Genomic DNA, 23,308 nt, shown 5'->3' on the forward strand with positions numbered 1-23,308 from the left:
AGGCAAACTCTCCCACAGATCGTTACACTGGCACCCTTCACCCTACCCGTTTTGGTCTGTTCATGAAACTGTTGATCGATTTTCTGCCGGTGATCCTGTTCTTCGTCGCCTACAAGATCCACGGCATCTACTTTGCCACGAAGGTTCTCATCGTTGCCTCGGTATTGCTCATGCTTTGGCAATGGCGACGCCAGGGTCGGGTGGAGAGCATGACCTGGATCTCGACCCTGCTGATTCTGATCTTTGGTGGCCTGACGATCTATTTTCATAATGACACTTTCATCAAGTGGAAGCCCAGCATTCTGTATTTTCTCTTCGCCGTCGCCCTGCTCTGGACGCACTGGCGCGAGACACCCCTGCTGCAGCGTCTCATGGGGGCACAGCTGCCGGTCGCCCTGCCCAATCACTTCTGGCGTCGACTGAACCGCTACTGGATCATTTTTTTCATCGTCCTGGCTGCCCTCAACCTGCTCATTGCCTACACCTTTCCGACGGCCATCTGGGTGGATTTCAAGCTCTTTGGCCTACTGATACTTACCGTGCTCTTCGTGATCTATCAGGCGATCCTCATCAGCCGCGCCCTCCCCCCCGACGCCCTGCACGGCAAGGATTCGCAGTAAGCCGGCCTGTGCTAGACTGGGACATTATTTTCGGGAGAACAGGTATGTATTACTGCATCATCGGCATCGACAACCCCAATTCTCTGGAATTGCGCAAACAAGTGCGCGCCGAACATCTTGCCCGCCTGCACCAGCTGCAATCCGAGGAACGCCTGCTGAGTGCGGGTCCTTTCCCGGCCATCGACAGCGAGGAGCCCGGCGAGGCTGGTTTCACCGGCAGTCTGATCATCGCCCGTTTCGATTCCCTGAGCGACGCCCAACATTGGGCTGCTGCCGAGCCCTATCTCAGTCATGGCGTCTATGCCGATGTCAGTGTGCGTCCCTACAAGGCGGTGTTTTAATGAACAAGGAAGCGATCGAAAATGCCGTGCGCAGCGCCCTGCAGCCGCAGGAGCTGGAAATCCGTGACCGCAGCGAGGCCCATGCCGGACATGCCGGAGCCACCAGTGACGGTGGTCATTACGAGCTGCGCATCGTGAGTGACAAGTTCACCGGCCTGAGTCCCCTCGCCCGGCATCGCTTGGTCTATGCCGCCGTTGATGGCATTGGTGAGAGCATCCATGCCTTTGCCCTGCAAACTCTGACGCCCGAAGAAGCCCAGGCACGCGCCCAGAAGCGACCGCAACGACGTACGATTTCGCTGCACTCCTAACGCTGCGGCGATGATCAAAAGCAGTTTCGTTCGCCATTTTCGCGAATCGTCGCCGTATATCCATCGCTTTCGCGGGCAGACCTTCGTCCTCAATTTTGGTGGCGATGTCATCGCTGACGGCCACTTCTGGAATATTGCTCAAGACATTGCCCTGCTCAACAGCTTGGGAATCAACATCGTGCTGGTCCATGGCGCCGGGCCGCAGATTGACGCCGCCCTGGAGCGCGACGATCTCCGTTCGCAGCGGGTGAATGGCCGTCGCATCACCACCGAGGAGGTCATGGAGCGCCTGATTCCGGCGGTCGGCGGTGCCCGTCTGCAGGTGGAAGCCATGCTCTCGGAAGGGCGTCTGGATTCGCCCATGGCCCACGCCGGATTGCAGGTGAGTAGCGGCAATTTCATCATTGCCCAGCCCATCGGTATCTTGGAAGGGGTCGACTACCAGTATACGGGAGAGGTGCGGCGCGTTGCCGTCGAGGCCATCCATCGTCATCTCGCCGCCGATGAAGTGGTGCTGCTCTCCCCCATTGGGGTTTCACCGACCGGAACCCTCTTCAATATCCGCGCAGAAGATATCGCCGTGGCGACAGCAATCGCCCTGAAGGCGGCCAAACTGATCTTCTACGCCGACTTTCCGGGCGTGCCCGATAACCGGGGCGAACTGCTACGGCAGATCGTCCTGTCGGAGATCCCTGCCCTGCTGCAGAGTGAACTGCCCGAGGCCATCCGCGAGCACCTGTTGAGTGCGGAGAAGGTCTGCCGCGCCAGCGTGGAACGGGTACACGTCATCCCGCGCAAAGAGGATGGAGCCCTGCTGCGCGAGCTGTTCACCCGAGATGGCTTGGGGACGATGATTTCCGGCGATCCCTTCGAACACCTGCGTCCGGCAACACGCAATGATATCCCCGGCATCATGTCCCTGATTCGCCCGCTGGAGGAAAGCGGCGTGCTGGTGCGCCGTGGACGCGAGCGCCTGGAGCGCGAGGTGGAACAGTTTACGGTGATGGAACGCGACGGCAAGGTGATCGGCTGCGTAGCACTCTACCCCTACCCGGAATACGGCATGGCCGAGATCGCCTGTCTGGCCGTGGATGAGCAGTACCGCGAGGAGGGCCGCGGCGAGCAGCTCTTGGACTATGGCATCGCGACTGCCCGCAGGCTCGGTCTGAACGAGGTCTTCGTACTCAGCACCCAAAGCAGTCACTGGTTTCTGGAGCGTGCCTTTCGCCGCGGCAATCTCAAGGAATTACCCATGCCGAAACAGGCACTTTACAACCTGCAGCGGCGCAGCGGGATCTTTTTGCGCCGTCTACGCGAGGAATAAGTGCGGCAACTGGGCTAGTCTGCGGTCGATGGCTCCACGATACTGGCCGCGTCCTCGCTTTTCTCTGCTGACACGTGGTTTCTCGCAACCGGCAACAACTCCAGTTCCCGATGATCGACGCGCGGCGTAGCGGCATATTTTCCGTCATAACGGTAGACGACGGTACAGCGCTTGGCGACAAACCCCCCGCGTTCCATTTCGCTGGGCTCCAGATCAAATTCGAGGACGATGTCGCGACTGGGGAGATCGCCTACATCCAGCTCGCGCGGTAGATCGGAGATGTGCACAAACGCCGAGCCGTAGGGAGAGTCTCCCTGGCGGGTATCGGTCACCCAAAGTTGGCTGCTCAGTTCGCGCTGGAAACGGATGAAACCAAAGCCACGGTCCACCTCCCAGCGGCTGCAAATACCGCGTACCCGCGAACCAAACTCCCCCCAGGATACTTTGCCATCCCCCCGCACGGGCAGCAGTCCGGGAATGAGATAACCGGAATAAAAGGCATCGGCCTCGTGTTGCAAGTGCAGGGAAACATTGCGAAAGCCCAGCACTTCTACCCGACAACCGCGATTCTGCAGTGCCCGTACGACCTGCAAAAAATCGCCATCACCGGTCACCAGTAGCACCTGGTCCAAACGTTCCGACTGCAGCATGACATCAACGGCGAGATCGAGATCGGCATTTGCCTTGGCTATCGCATTGCCCTCGTCATCGGTAAACCAGCGCACCGGCTTCTCGATGATCTTCCAGCCCAGATCGCGCACGGCCTGCTGATAGGCGCGAATGCGGTCACGGTATTCGCTGTCTACGCGAGTACGCTGCCCATCGACGGCCATGTAGGTGTTGAGGCGAATGAGCTGTCCCGCCATGCGGCCATCCCCACGCGCGGCAAAGCGGCGCAGGACGTCGTAGCGCATGGCATAGCCACCGTTATACCGTACGTTCTCGGCATCGACATAGACGCCGATCCGCAGGGAAGAATCCGTCAACTCAGGATTCCAGAATCGCGCCCATGGCGGCGTTGGTCACCAGCTTGCGGTAGCGGCGCAACCACGGCGACTTGAGCGGCTTTTCGACGGGCACCCAGCTTTCGCGCCGCTTTGCCAGTTCGGCATCACTGAGCTGCACCTGCAAGCTACCGGCATCCAGATCGAGCTCGATGATGTCACCATCGCGCAGCAAAGCAATGGGGCCGCCCTCGGCCGCCTCCGGCGAGATGTGACCAATGCAGGCCCCCCGCGTAGCGCCGCTGAAACGGCCATCGGTAATGAGCGCAACGCTCTCGCCCAGGCCCATGCCCATGATATTGGCGGTAGGCGTGAGCATTTCCGGCATACCGGGGCCACCTTTTGGCCCTTCGTAGCGAATCACCACCACTTGCCCCGGCTGCACCTCGCCCGCCAGGATGCCCTCTGCCGCGGTTTCCATGCTCTCGAAGATCTTTGCCGGCCCGGAAAACTTGCGCATGGCGGGTATTACCGCGCCAATCTTGACGATGCCCCCTTGCGGCGCCAGGTTGCCAAAGACCGCCCGCAGACCACCGGTGGGCGAGATTGGCTCCGTTGCCAGATGAATGATCTTGCTGTCGCGCACCTGCGCGCTTTCGACAATCTCGCGCAGGCTCTTGCCGCTGACCGTGGGCTTATCGAGGTGCAGAACATCGCCGTTACGCTTATGCACTTCATGCAGAATGGCCGGAATGCCACCAGCGCGGCCAATGTCTTCGATATGCACGGTAGAGAGCGCCGGCGATACCTTGGCCAGATAGGCCACCTTCTGCGCCAGCTCGTTGACGCGCGCCAAAGGATAATCAATTCCCGACTCCCGAGCGATAGCCAGGGTATGCAGCACCGTGTTGGTGGAGCCACCCATCGCCATGTCCAGAATGAAGGCGTTGTCGATGGCCTCGAAGTCGACCAGCTGGCGCATGGTCGGCCCCCCGGCGCTTACCAGGGCCATGACCCGCGCCGCCGCCTCCCGCACCAGATCGCGCCGCTCACTGGCCGTCGCCAGAACGGTGCCGTTACCGGGCAAGGCGATGCCCAAAACCTCCATCAGACAGTTCATGCTGTTGGCGGTAAACATTCCCGAGCAGGAACCACAGGTGGGGCAGGCCTTGTCTTCGATCTCTTTCAAACGCAGTTCGGTAATCTGTCCACGCTTAAATTGCCCGACCGCCTCAAACGCCGTCACCAGATCGATGGGCGTGCCGTCATCCAGTTTGCCGGCCTCCATGGGACCGCCGGAGACGAAGACCGTGGGAATATCGCAGCGCAGCGCACCCATGATCATGCCCGGAACGATCTTATCGCAGTTGGGGATGCAGACCAGGCCATCGAGGTGATGCGCCTGCACCACCGTTTCGATAGAGTCGGCAATCAGTTCCCGGCTCGGCAACGAATACCGCATGCCATCGTGCCCCATGATGATCCCGTCATCCACGCCAATCGTATTGAATTCAAAAGGGATTCCGCCAGCAGCGCGAATTGCCTCCTTGACGATCTTGCCAAATTCCTGCAGATGCACATGCCCCGGAATGATGTCGATATAGGAATTGGCAACACCGATGAAGGGTTTGTTCATGTCGGCATCGGTAACGCCACAGGCCTTGAGCAAAGCGCGGTGAGGGGCTCGTTCAAAGCCCTTTTTGATTGTATCGGAACGCATCGGTCACCTCGAAAATAGGGCCCCGGAGGGCCTTGCTGTGTTGATGGGGTCAGTATAGAACCCTGGGCACAAAAGACCAAGGCAGGCAGATCCGGTAAAGGAAGTCCAAGCTCAGGAGTCGGAAGCGACAGTCTGCAAGCTCCGCACATAGCGCTGCCAGAGATTCAGCGCCACGGCGAGCAAGACCGGTCCGAGAAAAATCCCCAAGAAGCCAAAGGCAATGATCCCACCCAGTACCCCGAACATCACCAGCAGAAAGGGCAGATGCACAGCGGCAGAGATCACCCAGGGGCGGATCAGATTGTCTACCCAGCTGACCACCAGGGCACCCCACAGAAAGAGCCCGACACCAGCGTAGTAGTGGCCCTGCCAGAGCAGCCAAATGCTCGCCGCCCCCCAAACCAAGGGAGTGCCAAAGGGGATCAGCGAAAAAATCATGGTAAGAAAGGTCAACAACACCGGCGCCGGCATGCCACTCACCCAGTACCCCAGCCCCGCCAACAGACCCTGGGCGATGGCCGTGGCGAAGATGCCGTATACCACCGCACGCAGGGTATTGCCGACGGTCGCCAGATATTGTGGGAACTGTGGCCCGAGGAGGCTCGCGAATACCTCCTGTCCCTGTCGCAGAAAGGTTTCGCCATGCCGGTAGAAGACCAGACCACTGATCCAGATCATCCCCAGGCTGCCCAACGCCTTCCCCAGCCCTCCCGCAAAGATTCCTACCCGCGCTGCCCAGGCATTCAGGTCCGGGCTAAGCGCGCCGGCGTGGAGGTTGGCCCGCCACGCGAGAGGAACGCTATTCCAGATCTTGGCAAGCCATGGGTTTTTTTGGATTTCTGCCAGCGGATGCCAGTCAGCGTCGGCCGTGCTCCAGCTCTGCAGCAAGGCTTGCAGTTCATGGAAGAGATGAAAACTCAGAAAGAGAAAAGGCAGCAGAAATACCAAGGAGAAAAAGAGCGTCATCAGGACAGCCGTCGGCCAGGGCGGCAGACGTCGGCAAAGCCAGCGCCGTAGCGGCCAGGTGACATAGACGATGATTGAGGTCCAGGCGAGAACACCAAAGAAAGGTGCCATAACCCGCCACACCAGGAAGGCAAAGACCGCCAGTAAAAAACCAACAGATGCGATACGCAGCAGATCGCGAACCGCAAGATCCGCGAGGCGCATGGGGTTACCTGCGGGCGACGCCGCTATCCCGCGCTGCCTGCGCCACCGCAGTGGCGACAACACTGCGCAAGCGCGGATCCAGCGGTTTGGGAATGATGTACTCTGGCCCGAACTGCAAGCTACCGGGCGCAAGATCATAGGCCGCATACAGCTCTTCCGGCACCTCGCTGCGCGCCAGGGAGGCCAGGGCCTCTACCGCAGCGGCGAGCATCTCGGCATTGATGGCCCGGGCACGCACGTCCAAGGCCCCCCGGAAGAGGAAAGGGAAACCCAGAGCGTTATTGACCTGGTTGGGCAGGTCGGAGCGCCCCGTAGCGATGATGGCATCCGGACGCAGCTCCCGCGCCCGCCAAGGATCGACCTCGGGATCGGGATTCGCCAGGGCGAAGAGCACCGGGCGCGGGGCGAGGCTGGCAAGCAACTCCAAAGGGATGGCACCCTTTACGGAAACGCCGATGAGCACATCGGCATCGGCGATCATATCGGCCAGCGTCCAGCCGTCAGGTGCCATAGCGTGGGGTCGGTGCCACTCACTCAAATCCTGCCGCCCCTGGTGCAAAACCCCGTGGACGTCACTGAGATAGCAGTGCTGGGCACCCAGTTTTTTCAGGATGCCGGCAATGGCCAGGCCCGCCGCGCCGGCGCCGACGATGGCAATCTTCGCCTTGCCGAGATCTTTCTCCTGCAACTCCAGGGCATTGCGCAGGGCCGCCGCAACAATGACCGCCGTACCATGCTGATCGTCGTGAAAGACGGGAATATCGAGGCGCTCCTGCAGGGCGCGCTCGACCCGGAAACAATCGGGCGCGGCGATGTCCTCCAGATTGATGCCACCGAAGCCGGGAGCGATAGCGGCGATCACATCGATCAGATGCTCGGCATCGCGCGCCTCTACCTCGATATCAAAGGCATCGATGTCGGCAAAGCGTTTGAAGAGGACCGCCTTGCCCTCCATTACTGGCTTGCCGGCGAGCGCTCCGACCTTCCCCAGGCCAAGTACCGCGGTACCATTGCTGATGACCGCGACGAGGTTCCCCTTGGCGGTGTAGTCGTAGGCCTTTTCCGGGTCGCCAGCAATCTCGCGCACCGGTTCGGCAACCCCAGGGGTGTAGGCCAGCGTCAGATCTGCCTGAGTCGCGCAGGGCTTGGACGGAACGACCGTCACCTTCCCCGCCGGCGCAGCAGCGTGGTACGCCAGGGCGCGATCGCGCAGGCTCTCGCTGGCCATGGAGAGAGCTTACTTACCGTAACGCTTGCGGAACTTCTCCACCTGCCCAGCGGCAGAAACCGCACGCTGTTTGCCGGTGTAAAACGGGTGGCATTCGGAGCACAGATCAACATGCAGATCACGCCCTGCCGTGGAACGGGTCTTGAAGCTGTTTCCGCAACTGCAGGTTACAGTCACTTCTTCATATTTCGGCTGAATTTCGAGATTCATGGCTAACACTCTGGGTTTTCAGAAAGTGGCGGATTATAAAGAGAGACGCGCCGCAGGTCCAGGGCGGCTCAGCGATTCATGGAATCGAAGAATTCCGCATTGGTCTTGGTCGCTCGCACCTTGTCCAACAGAAATTCCATCGACTCCATGGGATCCATGGGCGCCAGCAGCTTGCGCAGTACCCAGATCTTGTTGAGAAGCTCCTGCGGAATGAGCAGTTCTTCGCGACGGGTACCGGACTTGTTCAGATTGATGGCCGGGTAGACGCGCTTCTCGGCAAGGCGGCGATCCAAGTGCACTTCCATATTGCCGGTGCCCTTGAACTCCTCGAAGATCACTTCGTCCATCTTGGAACCGGTTTCCACCAACGAGGTAGCGATGATGGTCAGGCTGCCGCCCTCCTCGATATTGCGCGCCGCACCAAAAAAGCGCTTCGGCTTTTGCAGGGCGTTGGCATCGACGCCACCAGTGAGCACCTTACCCGAAGAGGGCACGACGGTATTGTAGGCGCGCGCCAAACGGGTAATGGAATCGAGCAGAATCACCACGTCATGCTTGTGTTCCACCAGACGCTTGGCCTTTTCCAGGACGATTTCGGCGACCTGCACATGGCGGGTAGCGGGCTCATCGAAGGTCGAGGACACCACCTCACCCTTCACCGAACGCTGCATCTCCGTCACTTCCTCCGGGCGCTCGTCAATCAACAGAACGATCAGATAGCATTCCGGATGATTACCGGTGATGGCATGGGCGATCTGCTGCAACAATACCGTTTTGCCGGTTTTGGGCGGGGCCACGATGAGGCCACGCTGTCCCTTGCCGATCGGGGAGATCAGATCGATGATGCGCGCCGAAGGCTCACCATAGACCATATGATCCGACTCCAGGCGCAGGGCCTCTTCCGGAAACAATGGCGTCAGATCATCAAAATTGACCTTGTTGCGGGTTGCCTCCGGCCCCTCGAAGTTGATGCTCTCCACCTTGAGCAAGGCAAAGTAGCGTTCTCCCTCCTTGGGCGGGCGAATCTGCCCGGAAACGGTATCCCCCGTCTGCAGGTTGAAGCGACGGATCTGCGAGGGCGAGACATAGATGTCGTCCGGCCCCGCCATATACGAGCCCGATGCCGCCCGCAAAAAGCCGAAACCATCCTGCAGGATTTCCAGCACCCCATCGCCATAAATGGCATCGCCATTGCGTGCATGGGCCTTGAGGATATTGAAGATCAGTTCTTGTTTCTTCTGCCTGGCCGCCCCATCGATTCCCAGGTCCTGGCACAGGAGCGCCAGCTCCGTGGCCGATTTTCTTTTCAGTTCGCTGAGGTTGACCGAAGGAGCCCCGGGAACTGGAGTGAAGGACTCCTCCTCTTCCAGGAGAAGGTCTTCGTTAGGGAAAGATTTGGGGGAACGTTGCGGCTTGCGGCGGGGTCTTGGAGCATTCAAAGCTGGCTATCCAGAAAAGCGGTGAGCTGCGCTTTGCTAAGTGCCCCTACCTTGCTGGCCTCGAGTTTTCCGGCCTTGAACAGGAGCAGGGTGGGAATACCGCGGATGCCATATTTCGGTGGCGTAGCGGGATTTTCATCGATGTTGAATTTGACGACCTTCATGCGATCGGAGTACTCACCGGCAACGTCCTCAAGAACCGGAGCGATCATCTTGCACGGGCCACACCATTCCGCCCAAAAATCGACCAGCACAGGTTTGTCAGACTGCAGGACTTCGGCGTCGAAGGTTTCATCAGATACATGGGAAATAACGTCACTCATTGGGAGAGAGCTCCTCTGCACGGAATACAGATCAGGAATTATGCCTTGAGATCAGGGATACGAGACTTGCACATTGTTGATGTTCACTGAGCCTATACCGCTTGTGCGGCTTGATCAAGACTGCAACATCCTCCAAACATCCGACAGGGCTATTGTGGGGAGCCCGTCGTACAGAAAAATAGGTGGTAAACGAACGCAGGGATATCATAGCGGTTGCAGCGCCCGAGTCAAATTTCCCAAGACACGGCCGGCAAAGCAAAGAATTTGGCGGTACCCGCTATACCAAGACAGGCTTCAGATTTGCCGGATCGGACCAGCTTTCCTCGCCCGTCTCGACATGTCCCGCCAATCGCCAGCGATGCCGGGTTGCACGAATTTCCAGGTCATACCAATGATGGCTTTGCGCCAGCGGCCAGGAAATCTCGTGGGTTTCTCCGGGCGCCAGACGGATCTCGCGCGTGCCCAGACCATAGGCCTGGTCGGCAACCATCACCCTCTGCCCTTCTCCACCCCTGTTGTGCAGACGCAGATAGAGGTCACCGCTTTTCTCCGGCCAGGCATCCACTTCGAGGGTGGAAGATCCCTCTCCGGCAATTCGCCGCAGATAGCCGTCGGGGCCAACCACCGTCAGCGAGAGCTCCTGGCCCTTGGGTAGAGACATATCGTCTTCCAGGCGATCCCCGGCGCCGATACTGTAGTGGTGTGGCAGATGGCTGCTACCATCCCAGTACGCGGTGCAGGCAACACCCAAGGGGGCGGGATTATGAAAGTGAAGCCGTACCCCAGTCGCCGTGGCCTCCAGGCGCAGACGAGTGTCGTAGGCCAGAGGCCGGCGACGGCGCAGTCCTGCCTCCTGCGGCGCGATGGCGATCGGCTGTTCCTCCGGCACCACCGGCGCCGGCAGTGTCGATTCGTGGTGTACCGTTGCCACATAGTTCCGGGTGCTGGGCAAAGACACAAAGCGGTCATCGGGGCGGGAGAAATCAAAGGCAGAAGTTAGATCCCCGCAGACCGCCAGCCGCCAGGGGGCAATGTTGGGCTCGCTCACGCCAAAGCGCTTCTCGATGAAGCGAAGCACCGAAGTGTGATCGAAGACCTCAGAGCAGACATAACCGCCCTTGCTCCACGGGGAAATCGCCATCATTGGTGTCCGCGGCCCGAGACCGTAGGGAAGCTGATCGGGGGTATACAAGACCGGCCAGTCGGGGTTGATGCGATCGTGCACCATGCCCTCGGTACTGATCGTGGATTTGCCCGGGCGCACGGGAGTAGGTGGCTGGGGCGGCGGCACATGGTCAAAGAAGCCGTCGTTTTCATCGTAGTCCAGCAGCAGTACCGTCTTGCCCCAAACCTTGGGGTTGCTGGTCAGCGCATCGAGCACCCGGGCAATGTAGATGGCCCCATAGGCCGGCGGATAGGACGGATGTTCCGAATACCCGGCGGGAACGGTGATCCAGGAGACCTGGGGCAGACGGTCCTGCAGCACATCCTCGCGCAGGGCCGCCACGCCACCGGGTAATGCCGCCCGCTGGTACAATGGTGAACTACTGGAGGCATCGGCGAAGGGCTGGAAGTAGAGCAGCGCGTTTTCACCAAAGTTGCCCGTCATGGGGTTGTGATCAACCTCGTGCAGTCCCTCCTGATACACCCGCCAGGTAATGCCCGCCTCCTCCAGACGCTCGGCATAGGTCGGCCAGGTAAAGGGCTTGACCCCCTTGGTCCAGAGATGCGTGTCGTCATCGATATAGGGACCGCCGTTTTTCCCCTCTGGGTCGATGGAGCCGGTGAAGAGCATGCAGCGATTGGGGCAGGTGGGACCATTGATGGACGCAAAATAGTGGTCACAAAGCGTAAAAGCGTCGGCCAGGGCATAATGGAAGGGAACGTCCTGACGCAGAAAATAGCCCATGGTCATGTCGGTCTTGTTCAGGGGCCAGGCATTCATCAGCCCGCCGGCCACCGCGCCATGCTGCGATGCCCAGCTATGATCGAGGTCCTGAATGAACTGCGCCGAGGTCTTCTGGGTGTTCAAATGGAAGGGCAGGACGGGACGACTAGGATCCGTCATCCGCCCCTGAAACCAGACCGGCTGACCACCGGGCAGGGTCAGAGGAAAACGATCGTTGTAGCCGCGCACGCCACTCAGATGACCAAAATAGTGGTCAAAGGAGCGATTTTCCTGCATGAACACGACGATATGTTCGACATCCTCGATGCTGCCGCTGCGATGGTTGGCCGGCAACAAGGCCGCCCGGGCGACGGTACTGCCCAAGAACGCGGTAAGGCTCGCCCCTACCCCCAGACTCTGCAAAAACTCACGTCGTTTCATGAGTGCTTCTCCTCCAGATGCGTGAGCGCGTACGCCGCTGCTGGATAATGCCAGGCCAGGGCCTGACGAAAATACGCTTCTGCCCGCGTGCGACCCTTATCCACACCGTCGCCGTGGAGATAGGCAATGCCCAGATCATAGGCCGCCGCCCCCACCCGTTCCGCGTATAGCGTCTGTAGCAACTCCAGACTGCGCCCCTGATACCAGGCAGCCTTGTCCATGTTCTTCGGCATCAGCTTGCCGGCTGCGTAGGTCTTGCCCAACCAGAAGTCGGCATTGACTACCTGCGGCACCATCAGGCCCTGACGGAACCAGAAGGCGGCCCGCTGCGGATTGGCGGCCACCCCCCAGCCATTCAGGTAGGCATTGGCCACCTGTCGCTGGGCGGAGCGGTCGCCCGCCTCCGCGGCCTGCAGATACCACTGAAAGGCTTGCTGCGGACTGCGTTCCACCCCAAGCCCCGCCTGATAAAGATGCCCAAGGGTATCGGCCGCCCAGAAGTCGTCCTTATCCGCTGCCGCCTTGCGCAGCAGCGGGATGGCCGCACCGTAATCATCGCGATTGAGCAGTACGACGATCGGCCGGTCACTCTCGCGAATGGCCCGAGCGTGGGCCAGATAGGCATCAGCAACCGCGCCAGGATTGGCAGTGTTGCTCATGGCAATCAGAGGGGCGCCCAGTGCGGAACCCGACATCCAGATTCCCAGAAATACTGCGCCGATGAATTTTTTCATGAGTCTCTCGCCCCCTTGCCCACCATCCGGGGGCCACTTCACCCCATGACTGTAGCGGTTTTGCCAAACTGTGGACAAATACTAACAGAGCAATGTGACACTATGATGAAGCTTTTATGACAAACTTATGACATTCTCAACACCCTAATGGTTCGGATTTTTTACCAGATACCCCTTATAGGGAAAGATATCGGTAAGCCAGCAAAACGTTACCATAGCTTAGAATTTTTGGCGCGGGCCCACCAGGACCTTCCCTTCATTCTTTTCCCTCCGGCTTGGCGTCCAGGCCTACGCGGCGTTCGGGTCGCAAATCCAGACGCGAGTCCTGATGGAACACCCAGTAGTGGCTGCGTTCGTTGCGGATTGCTTTGGCTCGATACAAGGCCTGGTCGGCGTAGCGCAGCAGATTTCCCGGATCCTGTACGCCGTCTTCCGGCACCCGGCAGATCCCCATGCTCAGGCGCACCGCCACCTCTCGACCGTTGGCGAGCAGGATGGGGGCATTGACTCCCGCCTCGATCTTGACCAGCACCAGTTCCAATTCGTCGAGATTACGGTAGCCCTCGATCAGCACGACAAACTCATCGCCCCCCAGCCGAGCCACATAATCGGTACGTCGCAGGCTGTCGCGCAGACGGCGACTGATCACTTGCAGCACCCGGTCGCCGGACTCATGGCCGTAGAGGTCATTGATCGGTTTGAAATGATCAAGATCGATCATGCAGACCGCCAAGGTGGACGCATTGCGCTGCGCCCGCGCCACGGCCAGTTCCAGTTCGTCATCCAGGGCGCGACGATTGGCCAGCCCGGTCAGACGGTCGTGCCGCGACTCGTAATCCATCTGCTCGAAAAGCTGCTGCTCGCGGCTCACGTCGCGTAAAATCCCGACAAAATGCGTCAGCACCCCTGCCCCATCGCGCACCGGGATGATGCTGATGTGGTTCCAGAATTCGGTGCCATCGTGCCGATAATTGAGGAGCTTGCCCTCCCAGGGCGACTCCTCCGCCACGGCATGATCGAGCGCCGCCAGCTCCTGTATGCTGGTATGTGTCCCCTGCAACACGCGCAAGCCTCGCTCCTTGACTTCCTCCAGGCGATAGCCGGTCATCAGGGTGAAACTCTGGTTGACATAGAGGATGCGTTTTTGGGTATCGGTCAGCACCACGGCGTCGAAGGCCGAACGCAGCCCAGCACCCAGGGTGGCCTGCAGATCATAGGTTGCGACGTCTTCCAGGGTTTCAGACAGCACCCGCACGGTGGACTCCAGCAACATCTGTTCGTCGCCCGGCCAGGCAGCGCCACTGTGCCGCAAGAGCAGCAACAGCCCCCACGCCTGCTGCTGGCGCGCGAGCGGAAGCACTGCCGTAGAGGAAACCCCCAGACGTTGCAAGCGATCGGTCCAGGCGCGCAGGCTGGGACCATTATGCAGGCGAGAAGAGTAAAACGAACGCTCCTCGCGCCAGGCCAGGCCTAACGGGCTCTGGCCTTCGGGCCGATCCGCATGGATCGAACAGCGCACCCCCTCCAGAATAGTGCGCGAGCCCGCCAGGGCCATCGGCTGCAGGATACCATCGGCGTTTGGTAGGAGAATGGCGGCAAAGGAGGCGACCTGATTGTGCAGCACACTGTCACAGAAGCGCTGCATCAGATCCCCTTCGCTGCGGCGCGCCACGAGGATGGCGGCAATCGCCTCGCGCCAGGTCAATAGCTGCTGCTGACGACGGATATTACTGTCCGCCTGCCCGCTGCGCCCCAACAAACGCCAGAAACGGGCGCCGGGAGAGTCGCTATGCGAATCGTCGAAGGCATCAGACATACAGCGGGAATCCTTGCAGAGAAGTATGGGCACTTATTCTAGCGAAAAATAGCGCGCAGGTGGGACTGTACATTTTTGCCGACGTCACCCGCCCGCGCTTTGCCGTGCCAGTATCCGCTCGTGATGAAACACCCAGTACTGAATGCGTTGCTGCCGGTTGGCCTTGGCCTGGTAGAGCGCCAGATCCGCGTAGCGCAACAGACGCCCAACATCGACCTCACCGTCCTCGGGATAGCGGCAGACACCCATGCTCAGTTGCACCGCAACCTCTTGCCCGTTGGGGAGCAGGATGGGCGCATTGACCAGGGATTCCAGCTTGAGTAGCACCTGCACCAAGTCTTTGGGAGTGCGATAGCCCTCCAGCAGGATGACAAATTCATCGCCACCCAGACGCGCCACATAATCCGTACGTCGCAGCCCTTCGCGCAGGCGGCGCGCCACGACCTGCAGCACATGATCGCCAGCGTCGTGGCCGTAGCGGTCATTGATTGGCTTGAAAGAATCGAGATCGATCAGGCAGACCGTCAGGCTGGAACGATTGCGCTGCACCCGGGCCAGGGCCAGCTCCAGTTCGTCGTCGAGGGCGCGGCGGTTGGCCAACCCCGTCAGACGGTCGTGGCGAGCTTCGTACTCCAGCTGCCCCAGCAACGAATGCTCACGGCTCACATCGCGCAAAATGCCCAGAAAATGGGTCAGTTCCTCGGCCGCGTTGCGAATCGGGACGATACTCACCTGATTCCAGAACGTCTGCCCGTTGCGCTGATAATTCAGCAGCTTGCCTGACCACGCGGCGCCTTCGCGTAAGGCCATGTCGAGGCTTGCCAGATCCGCCAGACTGGTTTCCGGGCCCTGCAGAATCTTGAGGCCCTTGTGACAGATTTCGTCTTCTTTATACCCCGTCATCAGGGTAAAGCTCTGGTTGACATAGAGCACCCGCCGCCGCGCGTCGGTGAGCACCACGCTGTCGAGGGCGGCCCGCAGGCCGGATCCCAGAATGAGCTGTAACTGCTGTTTGGTCAGGTCTTCGAGGACGTCGCCCAGCAGTTGCGCCGTGGATTCGAGGAGCATCTGGCTGTCGCTGGCCCAGTCGCTTTGCCGCTCGCGCGCCAGCAGCAACAGGGCCCAGATCCGTCCGCGCCGCAACACCGGCAGGATGGCCGAGGCGCGCAGCCCACGCCGCGCCACTTGTGCATTCCACTCGACAAAGGCCGCAGCAGAGGGCCGCTCCTCGGAGTACCAGGCGCGCCCTTCGCGCCAGGTCCTTCCCAGCGGACCTTGGGTATCGGAGATGGCGGCACTCGGCGAACAGCAAATATCGCTGACGAAGGCGCGGGGACCACTCAAGGCCACCGGCTGGAGTATCGACTGCGGACCGGGGCGCAGCAACGCCGCCAGGTCCGCCACTCCCTGTTGCACGGTAATTTCGCAAAAACGCTGCAGGACCTGCCGTTCCTCTGCCGCCGGCACCAACACCGCCGACAAGGCCCCGCGCCAAGCGAGCAACTGCTGCTGCTCGCGGACCGTCTGGTCCGCTTGCGGCGGGCGCCCCAGGCGCTGCCAGAAGCTGCGGCCCGGGGAACTCCGGGAGGTGTCGTCGCTACTCACGGCAGGGCGGCAGCCGGACTAGCTCGCCAGGCGCAGGGCGATGCGCCGCTCACGCTGGATTTCGTACAGGGCAATCAATTCGCTGCGCACCACATTCAGCTCCAGGTCGAGGCTGGCGACCGGCGCGCCGCGCTCGGCACGACGGTCGAGCAGGCGATGGCGGCGAGACTGCAATTGCTGGATGCGTTCCTGAACGTTCATCTTTCACTCTCCTGGTTGTGTGGTTGGCTAGGGGGTGACCCCGCCATTTTGGGTGATAACGACCCCGGAGCCGGTGGCGGCGGAGGGAAAACCTTCGGCACTGCAGGCGCGGGCGATGTAGTTACCAAGGTTGCCGGGGCAGCCGCTGGTGATGACTTTGACGGTAGTGGGTGCTGGACCACTGGCGCTGATGGTGCTGGAACTGACCTCCACCTGGCCGCAGGCCGAGGCCGTACCACCGGTAACAAAAGCGGGCGTGCCCTGACCATAGACCGGATCGGCAACATCATGCGCCACGTTGCCGTTGAGGGTGTTGTAGATATTGGTCGAGACCTGATTGTTGCTGGCGGCATAGGCATTGGTGACCGCATCCACCGCCAGCTTGCAGTTACCCGCCACCGTCTGCGCCTTGGCGGTTTCAATGTATTGGAAATACTGCGGGAGGGCGATGGCGGCGAGGATGCCAATGATCGCAATCACGATCATGACCTCGATCAGGGTAAAGCCTTCCTCAGGGGGCCGTCCGAAAGCCCTTTCGGAATCGGCGCCCAACATTGTGCTGTCCATGTTTTTGACCCTTCCGAGAGGGCTCTGGGAAATCCAGAGTGCTGTCCGAAAGATGCACCCCCGACGAAGGGGGGTGCAATCCAACTTAGCTGTAACTCACACCGCCATTCACGTCGATGGTGGCGGTAGTCGAAGTTCCACTGGCGCTAATACCCGCCGCGGTCAAAGCGCTACTAATTTTTGTGGGCAGATTTCCAGAACAGCCACTGTAGTCTACCGTAAACGCAACAGAAGAATTGGGAGCTACTGCTACATATGCGCTCGTACCCACTGCCGTAGCTGCCGGCGTGGAAGAAAATGTTGCACACCCTTCGACGCCGGTGCTGTAATTATTTGGCAACCAAATTGACGTCGTTTGTCCCGCAGCACCCGCAGCAACGGCAGCAGTTCCCCCAGTCACTAACTGATGAAAATCTTGGCTGATGGTTGTCGCCTTGGACGTCTCAATGTACTGCTCATACTGCGGAATGGCGATGGCCGCCAGGATGCCGATGATGGCGATAACGATCATCAGCTCGATGAGGGTGAAACCGGCTTCAGAGGCCCGCTTCACTTGCTGTACTTTCATGCTCATGGGGTACTTCCTCCTGCAGAGAAGTGAATCTACACTCGCCCCGTGCGAGTTGCAGGATAGCTATGCAAGGCTCGTGCCACTTTTTGCTTATCGTCTCAACACCCCATTTTATCGGGTGTATGCTCAGTTCAGCAGATACTGTCTTGGTGATATTCGGTGCCTCCCGCCGTCAATGTCCCGGGTTTACGCCTGACATTCTGGGCTGGCGGTAAAATCCGGCCAAAATGTCACGGGTTTTCTTGTGACATCCGGGTATCGGCAGGAAATCCCGCGAAAATGTCCTAGCTTTTCTTGTGACATTGCCCTCCCCGCCCATGGACAGGCCGGCAAGGGTGGCGCATTCTTCTACTGGCGCACGCGCGACTGTTGTGAGGAGTCCGTCGATGTCTACAGAGATTTCGGTGATGTTGGCAAGCCTGCTGACGGGAAAGACGACCAAGACCATTTATCGCTGGGTGGACGATGGCATACTGTCCCCCCGGCAGTCCGGAGCCGACAGCAAAGGCAGCTTTTTGCTGGCCCTACCCGATCTTGCCGCGCACCTCAGCCTGCCAGTCTCCGCCGAACTGGAGGCCGCCCTGCAGGATGCCATGGAGGGCAAGGCCGCTGGCTTCCACAACGTCGCGTTGATCTTTCTGGAAGCCGGACAGCCGGACATTGCCATCCGCTGGTTGGAAATGGCGGCCAAGAAGGGACATGCCGACGCCATGGAGTGGTTGGCCACCGGGTATCTGGAAGGACTGGGCACCGAAGTGAACCTCGCCCACGGCATCGAGTGGCTGGGCAAGGCCGCCGTGGCCGGCCATCCGGTCGCCCTCGCCAAGCTCCGCGCCCTGGATTCCTGACAGATAGAACTGGCCGTAGCCGTTGGAGCAACACGGATTATCACACACAACCTGCAGGACTTACGGAGCAAAGAGTTACGGTTTGCTGGTCTGCAGGTGGTAACTCCAGAGCAACTTTGGCAGGAGATGCAATCATGAGCGCATTAACCGTTCGCTTACCCGATGACAAACATCGGCGACTGCGAGAACTTTCCAAGCAGCGGAAGGTGAGCATTAGTCGTCTAATCGACGAAATGACCACCCTCATGCTGGCTGATTTTGACGCAGAGACGCGATTCCAGTTGCGCGCAGCCCGCGGCAAGGGAAAGACTTCTCGCGGCCTGGACCTGCTCAACAAGGCTGTCGAGGGCGCATCCAAAGACATGGAGGGTAGCCACTGAAATGACGCCAGTCACCGTCCAGTTCATCGACACTGGCGAAGCGCTTGCCTTTTCCTGTCTCAAGTTCGGCAACTGGAGTATAGGCAACCTGGATTTCCGATGTCTTCCAGGATCATCACGCAACTTCTTGTTTTAATTGGCGGAGAGGGTGGGATTCGAACCCACGTGACATTGCTGTCCATCCGATTTCGAGTCGGATTTTACGCCTTTTTTGATCAATCGCTTGCATAGTGTTCTTTTTATTTTTCAATACGTTATATCGTTTTCCGTTCCCGCCAATTCCCATATATTCCCGCCCTGGGTGTGCTGCAATTACGCTGCAAGAAAGCCCTGAGAATCCTCATAACCAATCCGATCGCACCCAGCAACCGCGCCCATACTAGCACACGAGTTGAGAACCGCGCTCACCCATCCCATGCGCTCAGACCCGCGCGAGCGCTCACCGGCCCTCAATCTTTTTATGGTTACATCAATAATCGCAATACCGACGGGCAATCATCGTGAAAAAGTAACGCTACATTGCCTTAATTGTTCCCTCTCGCCCCCGTTCGTTCCCACTGAATAACGTGGCGTTAGTTTCATAAGCCATTGATCGTATTGCATTTATGCTTGACATGGGCAGACTAGGTGCCTATAATGAGTGATATGGAGTGCACCATGCACTTGCACGGAAAGGGCCTCGTCTCCCCCTGCACTCCTGCCGCACAAGCCAACGGCGGATGAAGTGAGACGGCGGCGATGTTTATAGGAGACGAAAATGACGTCTGAAGCACAAAATTTGGCAAAACAGATTGAACGGGAATCTCGCAAAATCACAGACATTGCAACGGAACTCGCGCCGGATATGCTCAACCCACCAAGCTATTACGATCCCGAAAACGATGATAAACCGTTATTTACACAAGAACAGCAATATAGAATAAATAAAGTACAGGTGCGCGTTGCACTTTTAAAGAAGAGGCTTTCTCTTGTTACTCGTCCGCAAGTTCGGCTGCTGCAGCGAGTGCCCGCGACTCGCACTACCACCCGTGCACGTCGGTCTCACGGGGCATCAAGCCGCTCAAGCGCAGCATCTGCAGAGTCGGGATCCGACGGCGATGGGGATGGCGGCGATGGGGAACCGCCTCAATCACTCATCAGCAGTCTTCTAGACCAGAACGCGCTCGCGCAACTTCTGTGCGTTAGCAAAAAAACCCTTCAAAATCAGTACAGCAAAAACCCTTTCGCATTCCCGCCTGCCATTGCAGTGCCTGGAGCTCGCGGTCCCAGGTGGACGCTGGCCAGTATCCAAGCATGGATTGCTAATCGTCCTACCTATCTCCCCCCTGCACCGCCACTACCTACTCAGCAAAAGCGCCGTGGTCGTCCTCGGCTTGCCCTCGTTGCCCGTGGGGCAAAGGGAGGTGCGGCATGAGTACTCGCACCTTCAAAAAATCCGCCAAGACATTTTCTGTAGATGATGTTTTGACGTTGCTACAAAACGCTAAAATTTATTGCAAGCGTAACGGGCGGGAAGTTAATGCCGATTGCGACAATACTGGTCATTGCAACTACAAAATTGCCCCGCAAAAAGGAGTGTATCTCAATACAGCCGCCAACGAGGGCGGCACTATAGCCGATCTTCTCCGCCGCCTGCGCATTGATGCTGCCACGGCTTCTGCACCGATCCTCGCGTCTCCTCGCCCCGCCGAAGGCAGGCAACAAGTGGAGCGTGCGACACAAGATAACAGCAGCATTGCTGCGCGCCTCTGGACGCAAAGCTGGAGCTGCATACACAGCGCTGATATGCCGGTGGATTGGGATAAGGGTCTGTCCACTGGTCAAAAAATTGGGGTGCGTGCGCGAATCGAGCGCGAACGCGATGCTGCGCGAGCTTATATCCGGTCGCGGCTAGGTGAGCTATGCTCGAAAGTAATGGGATGAACGTCTCCTTCCCCCAGCCGTGGTCAGATGCCACGATGGAGGCCTATTGAACAAGGAGGTTCATCCCATGAAAGAGATTACGACCATCGGTATTGATCTAGCAAAGAACATATTTCAGATCCACGGTGTGGATAGGCAGGGCAAGGCTGTGCTCAGGAAGACTGTTACCCGGGGAAAGCTCTTGGAGACGCTCGTCAACTTGTCACCCTGCCTCGTGGGGATGGAAGCGTGCGGAGGCGCACACCATTGGGCTCGCAAGATTGCGGAGATGGGACACACCGTGCGCCTGATGGCCCCCCAATTTGTGGCACCCTACCGCAAGAGCGGAAAAAACGATGCCAACGATGCTGAAGCCATCTGTGAGGCCGTGACTCGCCCCAATATGCGTTTCGTAGCAATCAAAACACCCGAACAACAGGCAGTGCTGACCCTGCACCGAGTGCGGGAGTCCATCAAGGGAGACCGCACTGCGCTGATCAACCGAATCCGAGGCCTCTTACAAGAGTTCGGTATTGTTCTCCCCCAAGGGGCGGCCAGATTCCCGCAAAGATTGCTGGAAGCGATTACTGATGCTGACATGCCTTTGGATGCCATTGGCATCTTCGCCGCCTTGCGTGGGGACTTGATGCGGTTGGACGAGCGCCTGGCGGAGTGCGACCAAAGGATCGCGCACTTGGCTACAGAAGAGACAGCCCAGCGCCTGGTCACTATTCCTGGGGTAGGACCTGTTACTGCCACCGCGATAGTGGCGACTGTTGGGGATGCCAGGCTCTTTCGCAATGGTCGAGAACTCGCTGCTTGGGTGGGGTTGGTACCCCGACAATCGAGTTCTGGGGGGAAGACCCGGTTGGGAAGGATCACCAAAAATGGAGATAGCTATCTGCGTACCCTGTTTGTACAGGGAGCGATGGCTGTCATCCACCATATGGGTGACAAAGAGGGTCCACGCTTTGAGTGGATTCGAGCGTTGGTGGCACGACGCGGCATCCAGAAGGCGGCTGTCGCCCTCGCTGCAAAAATGGTACGCACGGCATGGGTGCTGATGGCTCGTGGAGAGAGCTATCGAATGGCCGTAGCCGCGTAATGGAGAACAAGTGGTTATAGGTAAAAGGAGGTCAACAGTTTCTCGATTTGCTTGATGACGAATGATGGCGGATAGGTCGGACCGGCACTAACTGAACCTGAATACACCAGAGGCTGTTTGAAGCCGTGAAAGTGATGAGGAGTCGGTGCGCGGATAGTCCATCGGGGCCAGGGCGGCACGCCCATAAACAGGCCGAATACATGTTTGCAGTCGATCCCATCCAATATCTACGACATCTTGTAAAGCCGGAGACGTTCATACATGGTGTGCGGGAGATTACAGCTGACCTGAGGAGGGTGGCGCACTGTTGCTAGAAAGGGTTTCGAAATCTGATCAGCAACGAAGAGGTGCGCCATGAGAGAAGATAGCAAAGTGGTAGAGGGATTGGCAGGGCTGGAGGTGGGGATCGAAGAGATCCTGCGGCAGGGGGCAAGACGTTTGGTCCAACAGGCGGTGGAGGCTGAACTGGTGGCGGTACTCGAAGAGCTGAGCACGGTACGGACCGTGGATGGGCGTCGCGCCGTGGTGCGCAATGGCTACCAGCCGGAGCGGGAGATACTGACCCGCCTGGGTCCTGTTCCGGTGCGAGTACCCAAGACTCGGGACCGCTCGGGATCGGGGTTGGGATTCCGCTCTTCTTTGGTCCCGCCCTATGTTCGCCGTTCGCAGACCATCGCTGCGGCCCTGCCATGGCTTTATCTGCACGGTATTTCCTCTGGCAAGCTGCGCGAGGCGCTGGTCGTGCTGTTGGGCGAGCAGGCTCGGGGACTCTCTCCGGCGGCCCTGGGGCGCCTCAAGGCGGAGTGGGCGCAGGAGCATACCGAATGGCAGCGCCGTTCCCTCTGTGGCAAGCGCTATGCCTACTGGTGGGCCGATGGCATCTACACCAACCTGCGTGCGGAAGATGACCCACGCATCTGTCTCTTGGTCATCATCGGCGTGACCGCTGAAGGGAAGAAGGAGATCGTGACGGTCACCGACGGCCTGCGCGAATCCAAGGCGTCCTGGCTCGAAGTCCTGCGCGACCTGCGGGATCGAGGCGTGCAGGAAGCCCCCTTGCTGGCCATCGGCGACGGGGCCTTGGGCTTCTGGTCGGCGCTGAGCGAGATCTATCCGCAGACACGCCATCAACGCTGCTGGGTGCACAAGACCGCCAACGTCCTCAACGAGTTTCCCAAGCGGCTGCAGAGCCAGGCCAAGGCCGCCCTGCAGAACATCTGGATGGCCGAGACCAAAGAGGCGGCAGAGCAGGCCTGGCGGGTCTTTGTGCGCAACTACCAGGCCAAGTACCCAAAGGCGGTAGAGAAGCTCCAGAAGGACCGCGACGTACTGCTGGCCTTCTACGACTTTCCCGCAGAGCATTGGCTCCACATTCGCAGCAGCAATGCCATCGAGTCCACCTTTGCGACCGTTCGCCAGCGCAGCAGCCGCAGCAAGAACTGCGTCTCGCGCAGCAGTTTCCTGGGACTGAGCTTCAAGCTCATCCAGCAAGCGGAAAAACACTGGAAAGGGATTCGCTACCCGCAGAGGCTCCGAGACCTCTTTGCCGGGGTGATCTTTGTCGATGGGATGCCGGCCAATGAAACCCAGCCCGACCCCCAACAGGACGCCGCCTGAATC

Annotated in this window: 24 protein-coding genes; 10 read left to right on the top strand and 14 right to left on the bottom strand. The window is 59.3% G+C overall.

What is annotated here, in order from left to right:
- Positions 1-62 precede the first annotated feature (62 nt).
- From ACQAYK_RS07070 to argA, 4 genes are read left to right on the top strand one after another with little or no spacing between them, the layout of a single operon-like run.
- Positions 63-620: a septation protein A gene (locus ACQAYK_RS07070; RefSeq protein WP_215871059.1), complete on the top strand. Its 558-nt coding sequence runs from the start codon at positions 63-65 to the stop codon at positions 618-620.
- 44 nt (positions 621-664) lie between these two features.
- Entirely contained in the window at positions 665-961 is a 297-nt protein-coding gene (locus tag ACQAYK_RS07075) for a YciI family protein (RefSeq protein ID WP_215871058.1), read from the top strand.
- Entirely contained in the window at positions 961-1,272 is a 312-nt protein-coding gene (locus ACQAYK_RS07080) for a BolA family protein (RefSeq protein ID WP_215871057.1), read from the top strand. Before ACQAYK_RS07075 ends, ACQAYK_RS07080 begins: the two co-directional genes overlap by 1 nt.
- Positions 1,273-1,282: 10 nt before the next feature.
- Positions 1,283-2,596, top strand: a complete 1,314-nt coding sequence (gene argA / locus ACQAYK_RS07085; protein ID WP_215871056.1) for an amino-acid N-acetyltransferase — start codon at positions 1,283-1,285, stop codon at positions 2,594-2,596.
- 14 nt (positions 2,597-2,610) lie between these two features.
- On the opposite strand, the gene ACQAYK_RS07090 is transcribed toward argA, so the two are convergent.
- The 14 genes from ACQAYK_RS07090 to ACQAYK_RS07155 all read right to left on the bottom strand — a co-directional run bounded on the left by ACQAYK_RS07090 (position 2,611) and on the right by ACQAYK_RS07155 (position 17,456).
- Positions 2,611-3,582: a LabA-like NYN domain-containing protein gene (locus ACQAYK_RS07090; protein ID WP_215871055.1), complete on the bottom strand. Its 972-nt coding sequence runs from the start codon at positions 3,580-3,582 to the stop codon at positions 2,611-2,613.
- A 1-nt stretch (position 3,583) separates the two neighbouring features.
- Positions 3,584-5,260, bottom strand: a complete 1,677-nt coding sequence (ilvD, locus tag ACQAYK_RS07095) for a dihydroxy-acid dehydratase (RefSeq protein ID WP_215871054.1) — start codon at positions 5,258-5,260, stop codon at positions 3,584-3,586.
- Between the two features lie 111 nt (positions 5,261-5,371).
- A complete protein-coding gene (locus ACQAYK_RS07100) occupies positions 5,372-6,430 on the bottom strand; it encodes an AI-2E family transporter (RefSeq protein WP_483167361.1) in 1,059 nt (352 codons plus the stop codon).
- A 4-nt stretch (positions 6,431-6,434) separates the two neighbouring features.
- On the bottom strand, positions 6,435-7,658 hold the full coding sequence (locus tag ACQAYK_RS07105) for a malic enzyme-like NAD(P)-binding protein (RefSeq protein WP_483167362.1): 1,224 nt from the start codon (positions 7,656-7,658) through the stop codon (positions 6,435-6,437).
- 9 nt (positions 7,659-7,667) lie between these two features.
- Positions 7,668-7,868 (bottom strand): 50S ribosomal protein L31, encoded by a 201-nt coding sequence (rpmE, locus tag ACQAYK_RS07110; protein ID WP_483167363.1) that lies wholly within the window; start codon positions 7,866-7,868, stop codon positions 7,668-7,670.
- Positions 7,869-7,936: 68 nt separating this feature from the next.
- On the bottom strand, positions 7,937-9,307 hold the full coding sequence (rho, locus tag ACQAYK_RS07115) for a transcription termination factor Rho (protein WP_438266996.1): 1,371 nt from the start codon (positions 9,305-9,307) through the stop codon (positions 7,937-7,939).
- Positions 9,304-9,630, bottom strand: a complete 327-nt coding sequence (trxA, locus tag ACQAYK_RS07120; RefSeq protein ID WP_215871050.1) for a thioredoxin TrxA — start codon at positions 9,628-9,630, stop codon at positions 9,304-9,306. The genes rho and trxA overlap by 4 nt, the downstream gene beginning before the upstream one ends.
- Before the next feature lie 277 nt (positions 9,631-9,907).
- Complete coding sequence (locus ACQAYK_RS07125) at positions 9,908-11,959, bottom strand: phosphocholine-specific phospholipase C (RefSeq protein ID WP_483167364.1); 2,052 nt, start codon at positions 11,957-11,959, stop codon at positions 9,908-9,910.
- Positions 11,956-12,693, bottom strand: a complete 738-nt coding sequence (locus tag ACQAYK_RS07130) for a tetratricopeptide repeat protein (protein ID WP_483167365.1) — start codon at positions 12,691-12,693, stop codon at positions 11,956-11,958. The genes ACQAYK_RS07125 and ACQAYK_RS07130 overlap by 4 nt, the downstream gene beginning before the upstream one ends.
- A 256-nt stretch (positions 12,694-12,949) precedes the next feature.
- Positions 12,950-14,509 (bottom strand): diguanylate cyclase domain-containing protein, encoded by a 1,560-nt coding sequence (locus ACQAYK_RS07135; RefSeq protein WP_483167366.1) that lies wholly within the window; start codon positions 14,507-14,509, stop codon positions 12,950-12,952.
- Between the two features lie 84 nt (positions 14,510-14,593).
- The gene (locus ACQAYK_RS07140; protein WP_483167367.1) at positions 14,594-16,114 is read right to left on the bottom strand and encodes a diguanylate cyclase domain-containing protein; all 1,521 of its coding nucleotides are present in this window, start codon (positions 16,112-16,114) and stop codon (positions 14,594-14,596) included.
- An 18-nt stretch (positions 16,115-16,132) separates the two neighbouring features.
- On the bottom strand, positions 16,133-16,315 hold the full coding sequence (locus ACQAYK_RS07145; RefSeq protein ID WP_215873117.1) for a hypothetical protein: 183 nt from the start codon (positions 16,313-16,315) through the stop codon (positions 16,133-16,135).
- 27 nt (positions 16,316-16,342) lie between these two features.
- Entirely contained in the window at positions 16,343-16,882 is a 540-nt protein-coding gene (locus ACQAYK_RS07150; RefSeq protein WP_483167368.1) for a prepilin-type N-terminal cleavage/methylation domain-containing protein, read from the bottom strand.
- Between the two features lie 85 nt (positions 16,883-16,967).
- A complete protein-coding gene (locus ACQAYK_RS07155) occupies positions 16,968-17,456 on the bottom strand; it encodes a prepilin-type N-terminal cleavage/methylation domain-containing protein (protein ID WP_483167369.1) in 489 nt (162 codons plus the stop codon).
- Positions 17,457-17,839: 383 nt separating this feature from the next.
- Here ACQAYK_RS07155 and ACQAYK_RS07160 point away from each other — a divergent pair, with 383 nt between their 5' ends.
- From ACQAYK_RS07160 to ACQAYK_RS07185, 6 genes are all read left to right on the top strand, one after another.
- A complete protein-coding gene (locus ACQAYK_RS07160) occupies positions 17,840-18,301 on the top strand; it encodes a tetratricopeptide repeat protein (protein WP_483167370.1) in 462 nt (153 codons plus the stop codon).
- 134 nt (positions 18,302-18,435) lie between these two features.
- A complete protein-coding gene (locus ACQAYK_RS07165; protein ID WP_483165587.1) occupies positions 18,436-18,681 on the top strand; it encodes a ribbon-helix-helix domain-containing protein in 246 nt (81 codons plus the stop codon).
- A 757-nt stretch (positions 18,682-19,438) separates the two neighbouring features.
- Positions 19,439-20,095, top strand: a complete 657-nt coding sequence (locus ACQAYK_RS07170) for a helix-turn-helix transcriptional regulator (RefSeq protein ID WP_248885542.1) — start codon at positions 19,439-19,441, stop codon at positions 20,093-20,095.
- Complete coding sequence (locus tag ACQAYK_RS07175) at positions 20,092-20,604, top strand: hypothetical protein (protein ID WP_483167371.1); 513 nt, start codon at positions 20,092-20,094, stop codon at positions 20,602-20,604. The genes ACQAYK_RS07170 and ACQAYK_RS07175 overlap by 4 nt, the downstream gene beginning before the upstream one ends.
- Positions 20,605-20,671: 67 nt before the next feature.
- On the top strand, positions 20,672-21,688 hold the full coding sequence (locus ACQAYK_RS07180) for an IS110 family RNA-guided transposase (protein ID WP_483167372.1): 1,017 nt from the start codon (positions 20,672-20,674) through the stop codon (positions 21,686-21,688).
- A 354-nt stretch (positions 21,689-22,042) separates the two neighbouring features.
- Positions 22,043-23,305, top strand: coding sequence for an IS256 family transposase (locus tag ACQAYK_RS07185; protein WP_248885544.1), 1,263 nt, complete (start codon positions 22,043-22,045; stop codon positions 23,303-23,305).
- The last annotated feature ends 3 nt before the right edge of the window (positions 23,306-23,308 follow it).

Source organism: Acidithiobacillus sp. AC3 (assembly GCF_050261095.1).
In the GTDB taxonomy this organism is placed as follows: Bacteria; Pseudomonadota; Gammaproteobacteria; order Acidithiobacillales; family Acidithiobacillaceae; genus Igneacidithiobacillus; species Igneacidithiobacillus copahuensis.

Coding starts and splice junctions, on each gene's coding strand:
- ACQAYK_RS07070 (WP_215871059.1), top strand. CDS start 63: ATGAAACTGTTGATCGATTTTCTGCCGGTGATCCTGTTCTTCGTCGCC.
- ACQAYK_RS07075 (WP_215871058.1), top strand. CDS start 665: ATGTATTACTGCATCATCGGCATCGACAACCCCAATTCTCTGGAATTG.
- ACQAYK_RS07080 (WP_215871057.1), top strand. CDS start 961: ATGAACAAGGAAGCGATCGAAAATGCCGTGCGCAGCGCCCTGCAGCCG.
- argA (WP_215871056.1), top strand. CDS start 1,283: ATGATCAAAAGCAGTTTCGTTCGCCATTTTCGCGAATCGTCGCCGTAT.
- ilvD (WP_215871054.1), bottom strand. CDS start 5,260: ATGCGTTCCGATACAATCAAAAAGGGCTTTGAACGAGCCCCTCACCGC.
- ACQAYK_RS07100 (WP_483167361.1), bottom strand. CDS start 6,430: ATGCGCCTCGCGGATCTTGCGGTTCGCGATCTGCTGCGTATCGCATCT.
- ACQAYK_RS07105 (WP_483167362.1), bottom strand. CDS start 7,658: ATGGCCAGCGAGAGCCTGCGCGATCGCGCCCTGGCGTACCACGCTGCT.
- rpmE (WP_483167363.1), bottom strand. CDS start 7,868: ATGAATCTCGAAATTCAGCCGAAATATGAAGAAGTGACTGTAACCTGC.
- trxA (WP_215871050.1), bottom strand. CDS start 9,630: ATGAGTGACGTTATTTCCCATGTATCTGATGAAACCTTCGACGCCGAA.
- ACQAYK_RS07125 (WP_483167364.1), bottom strand. CDS start 11,959: ATGAAACGACGTGAGTTTTTGCAGAGTCTGGGGGTAGGGGCGAGCCTT.
- ACQAYK_RS07130 (WP_483167365.1), bottom strand. CDS start 12,693: ATGAAAAAATTCATCGGCGCAGTATTTCTGGGAATCTGGATGTCGGGT.
- ACQAYK_RS07135 (WP_483167366.1), bottom strand. CDS start 14,509: ATGTCTGATGCCTTCGACGATTCGCATAGCGACTCTCCCGGCGCCCGT.
- ACQAYK_RS07145 (WP_215873117.1), bottom strand. CDS start 16,315: ATGAACGTTCAGGAACGCATCCAGCAATTGCAGTCTCGCCGCCATCGC.
- ACQAYK_RS07150 (WP_483167368.1), bottom strand. CDS start 16,882: ATGGACAGCACAATGTTGGGCGCCGATTCCGAAAGGGCTTTCGGACGG.
- ACQAYK_RS07155 (WP_483167369.1), bottom strand. CDS start 17,456: ATGAGCATGAAAGTACAGCAAGTGAAGCGGGCCTCTGAAGCCGGTTTC.
- ACQAYK_RS07160 (WP_483167370.1), top strand. CDS start 17,840: ATGTCTACAGAGATTTCGGTGATGTTGGCAAGCCTGCTGACGGGAAAG.
- ACQAYK_RS07165 (WP_483165587.1), top strand. CDS start 18,436: ATGAGCGCATTAACCGTTCGCTTACCCGATGACAAACATCGGCGACTG.
- ACQAYK_RS07170 (WP_248885542.1), top strand. CDS start 19,439: ATGACGTCTGAAGCACAAAATTTGGCAAAACAGATTGAACGGGAATCT.
- ACQAYK_RS07175 (WP_483167371.1), top strand. CDS start 20,092: ATGAGTACTCGCACCTTCAAAAAATCCGCCAAGACATTTTCTGTAGAT.
- ACQAYK_RS07180 (WP_483167372.1), top strand. CDS start 20,672: ATGAAAGAGATTACGACCATCGGTATTGATCTAGCAAAGAACATATTT.
- ACQAYK_RS07185 (WP_248885544.1), top strand. CDS start 22,043: ATGAGAGAAGATAGCAAAGTGGTAGAGGGATTGGCAGGGCTGGAGGTG.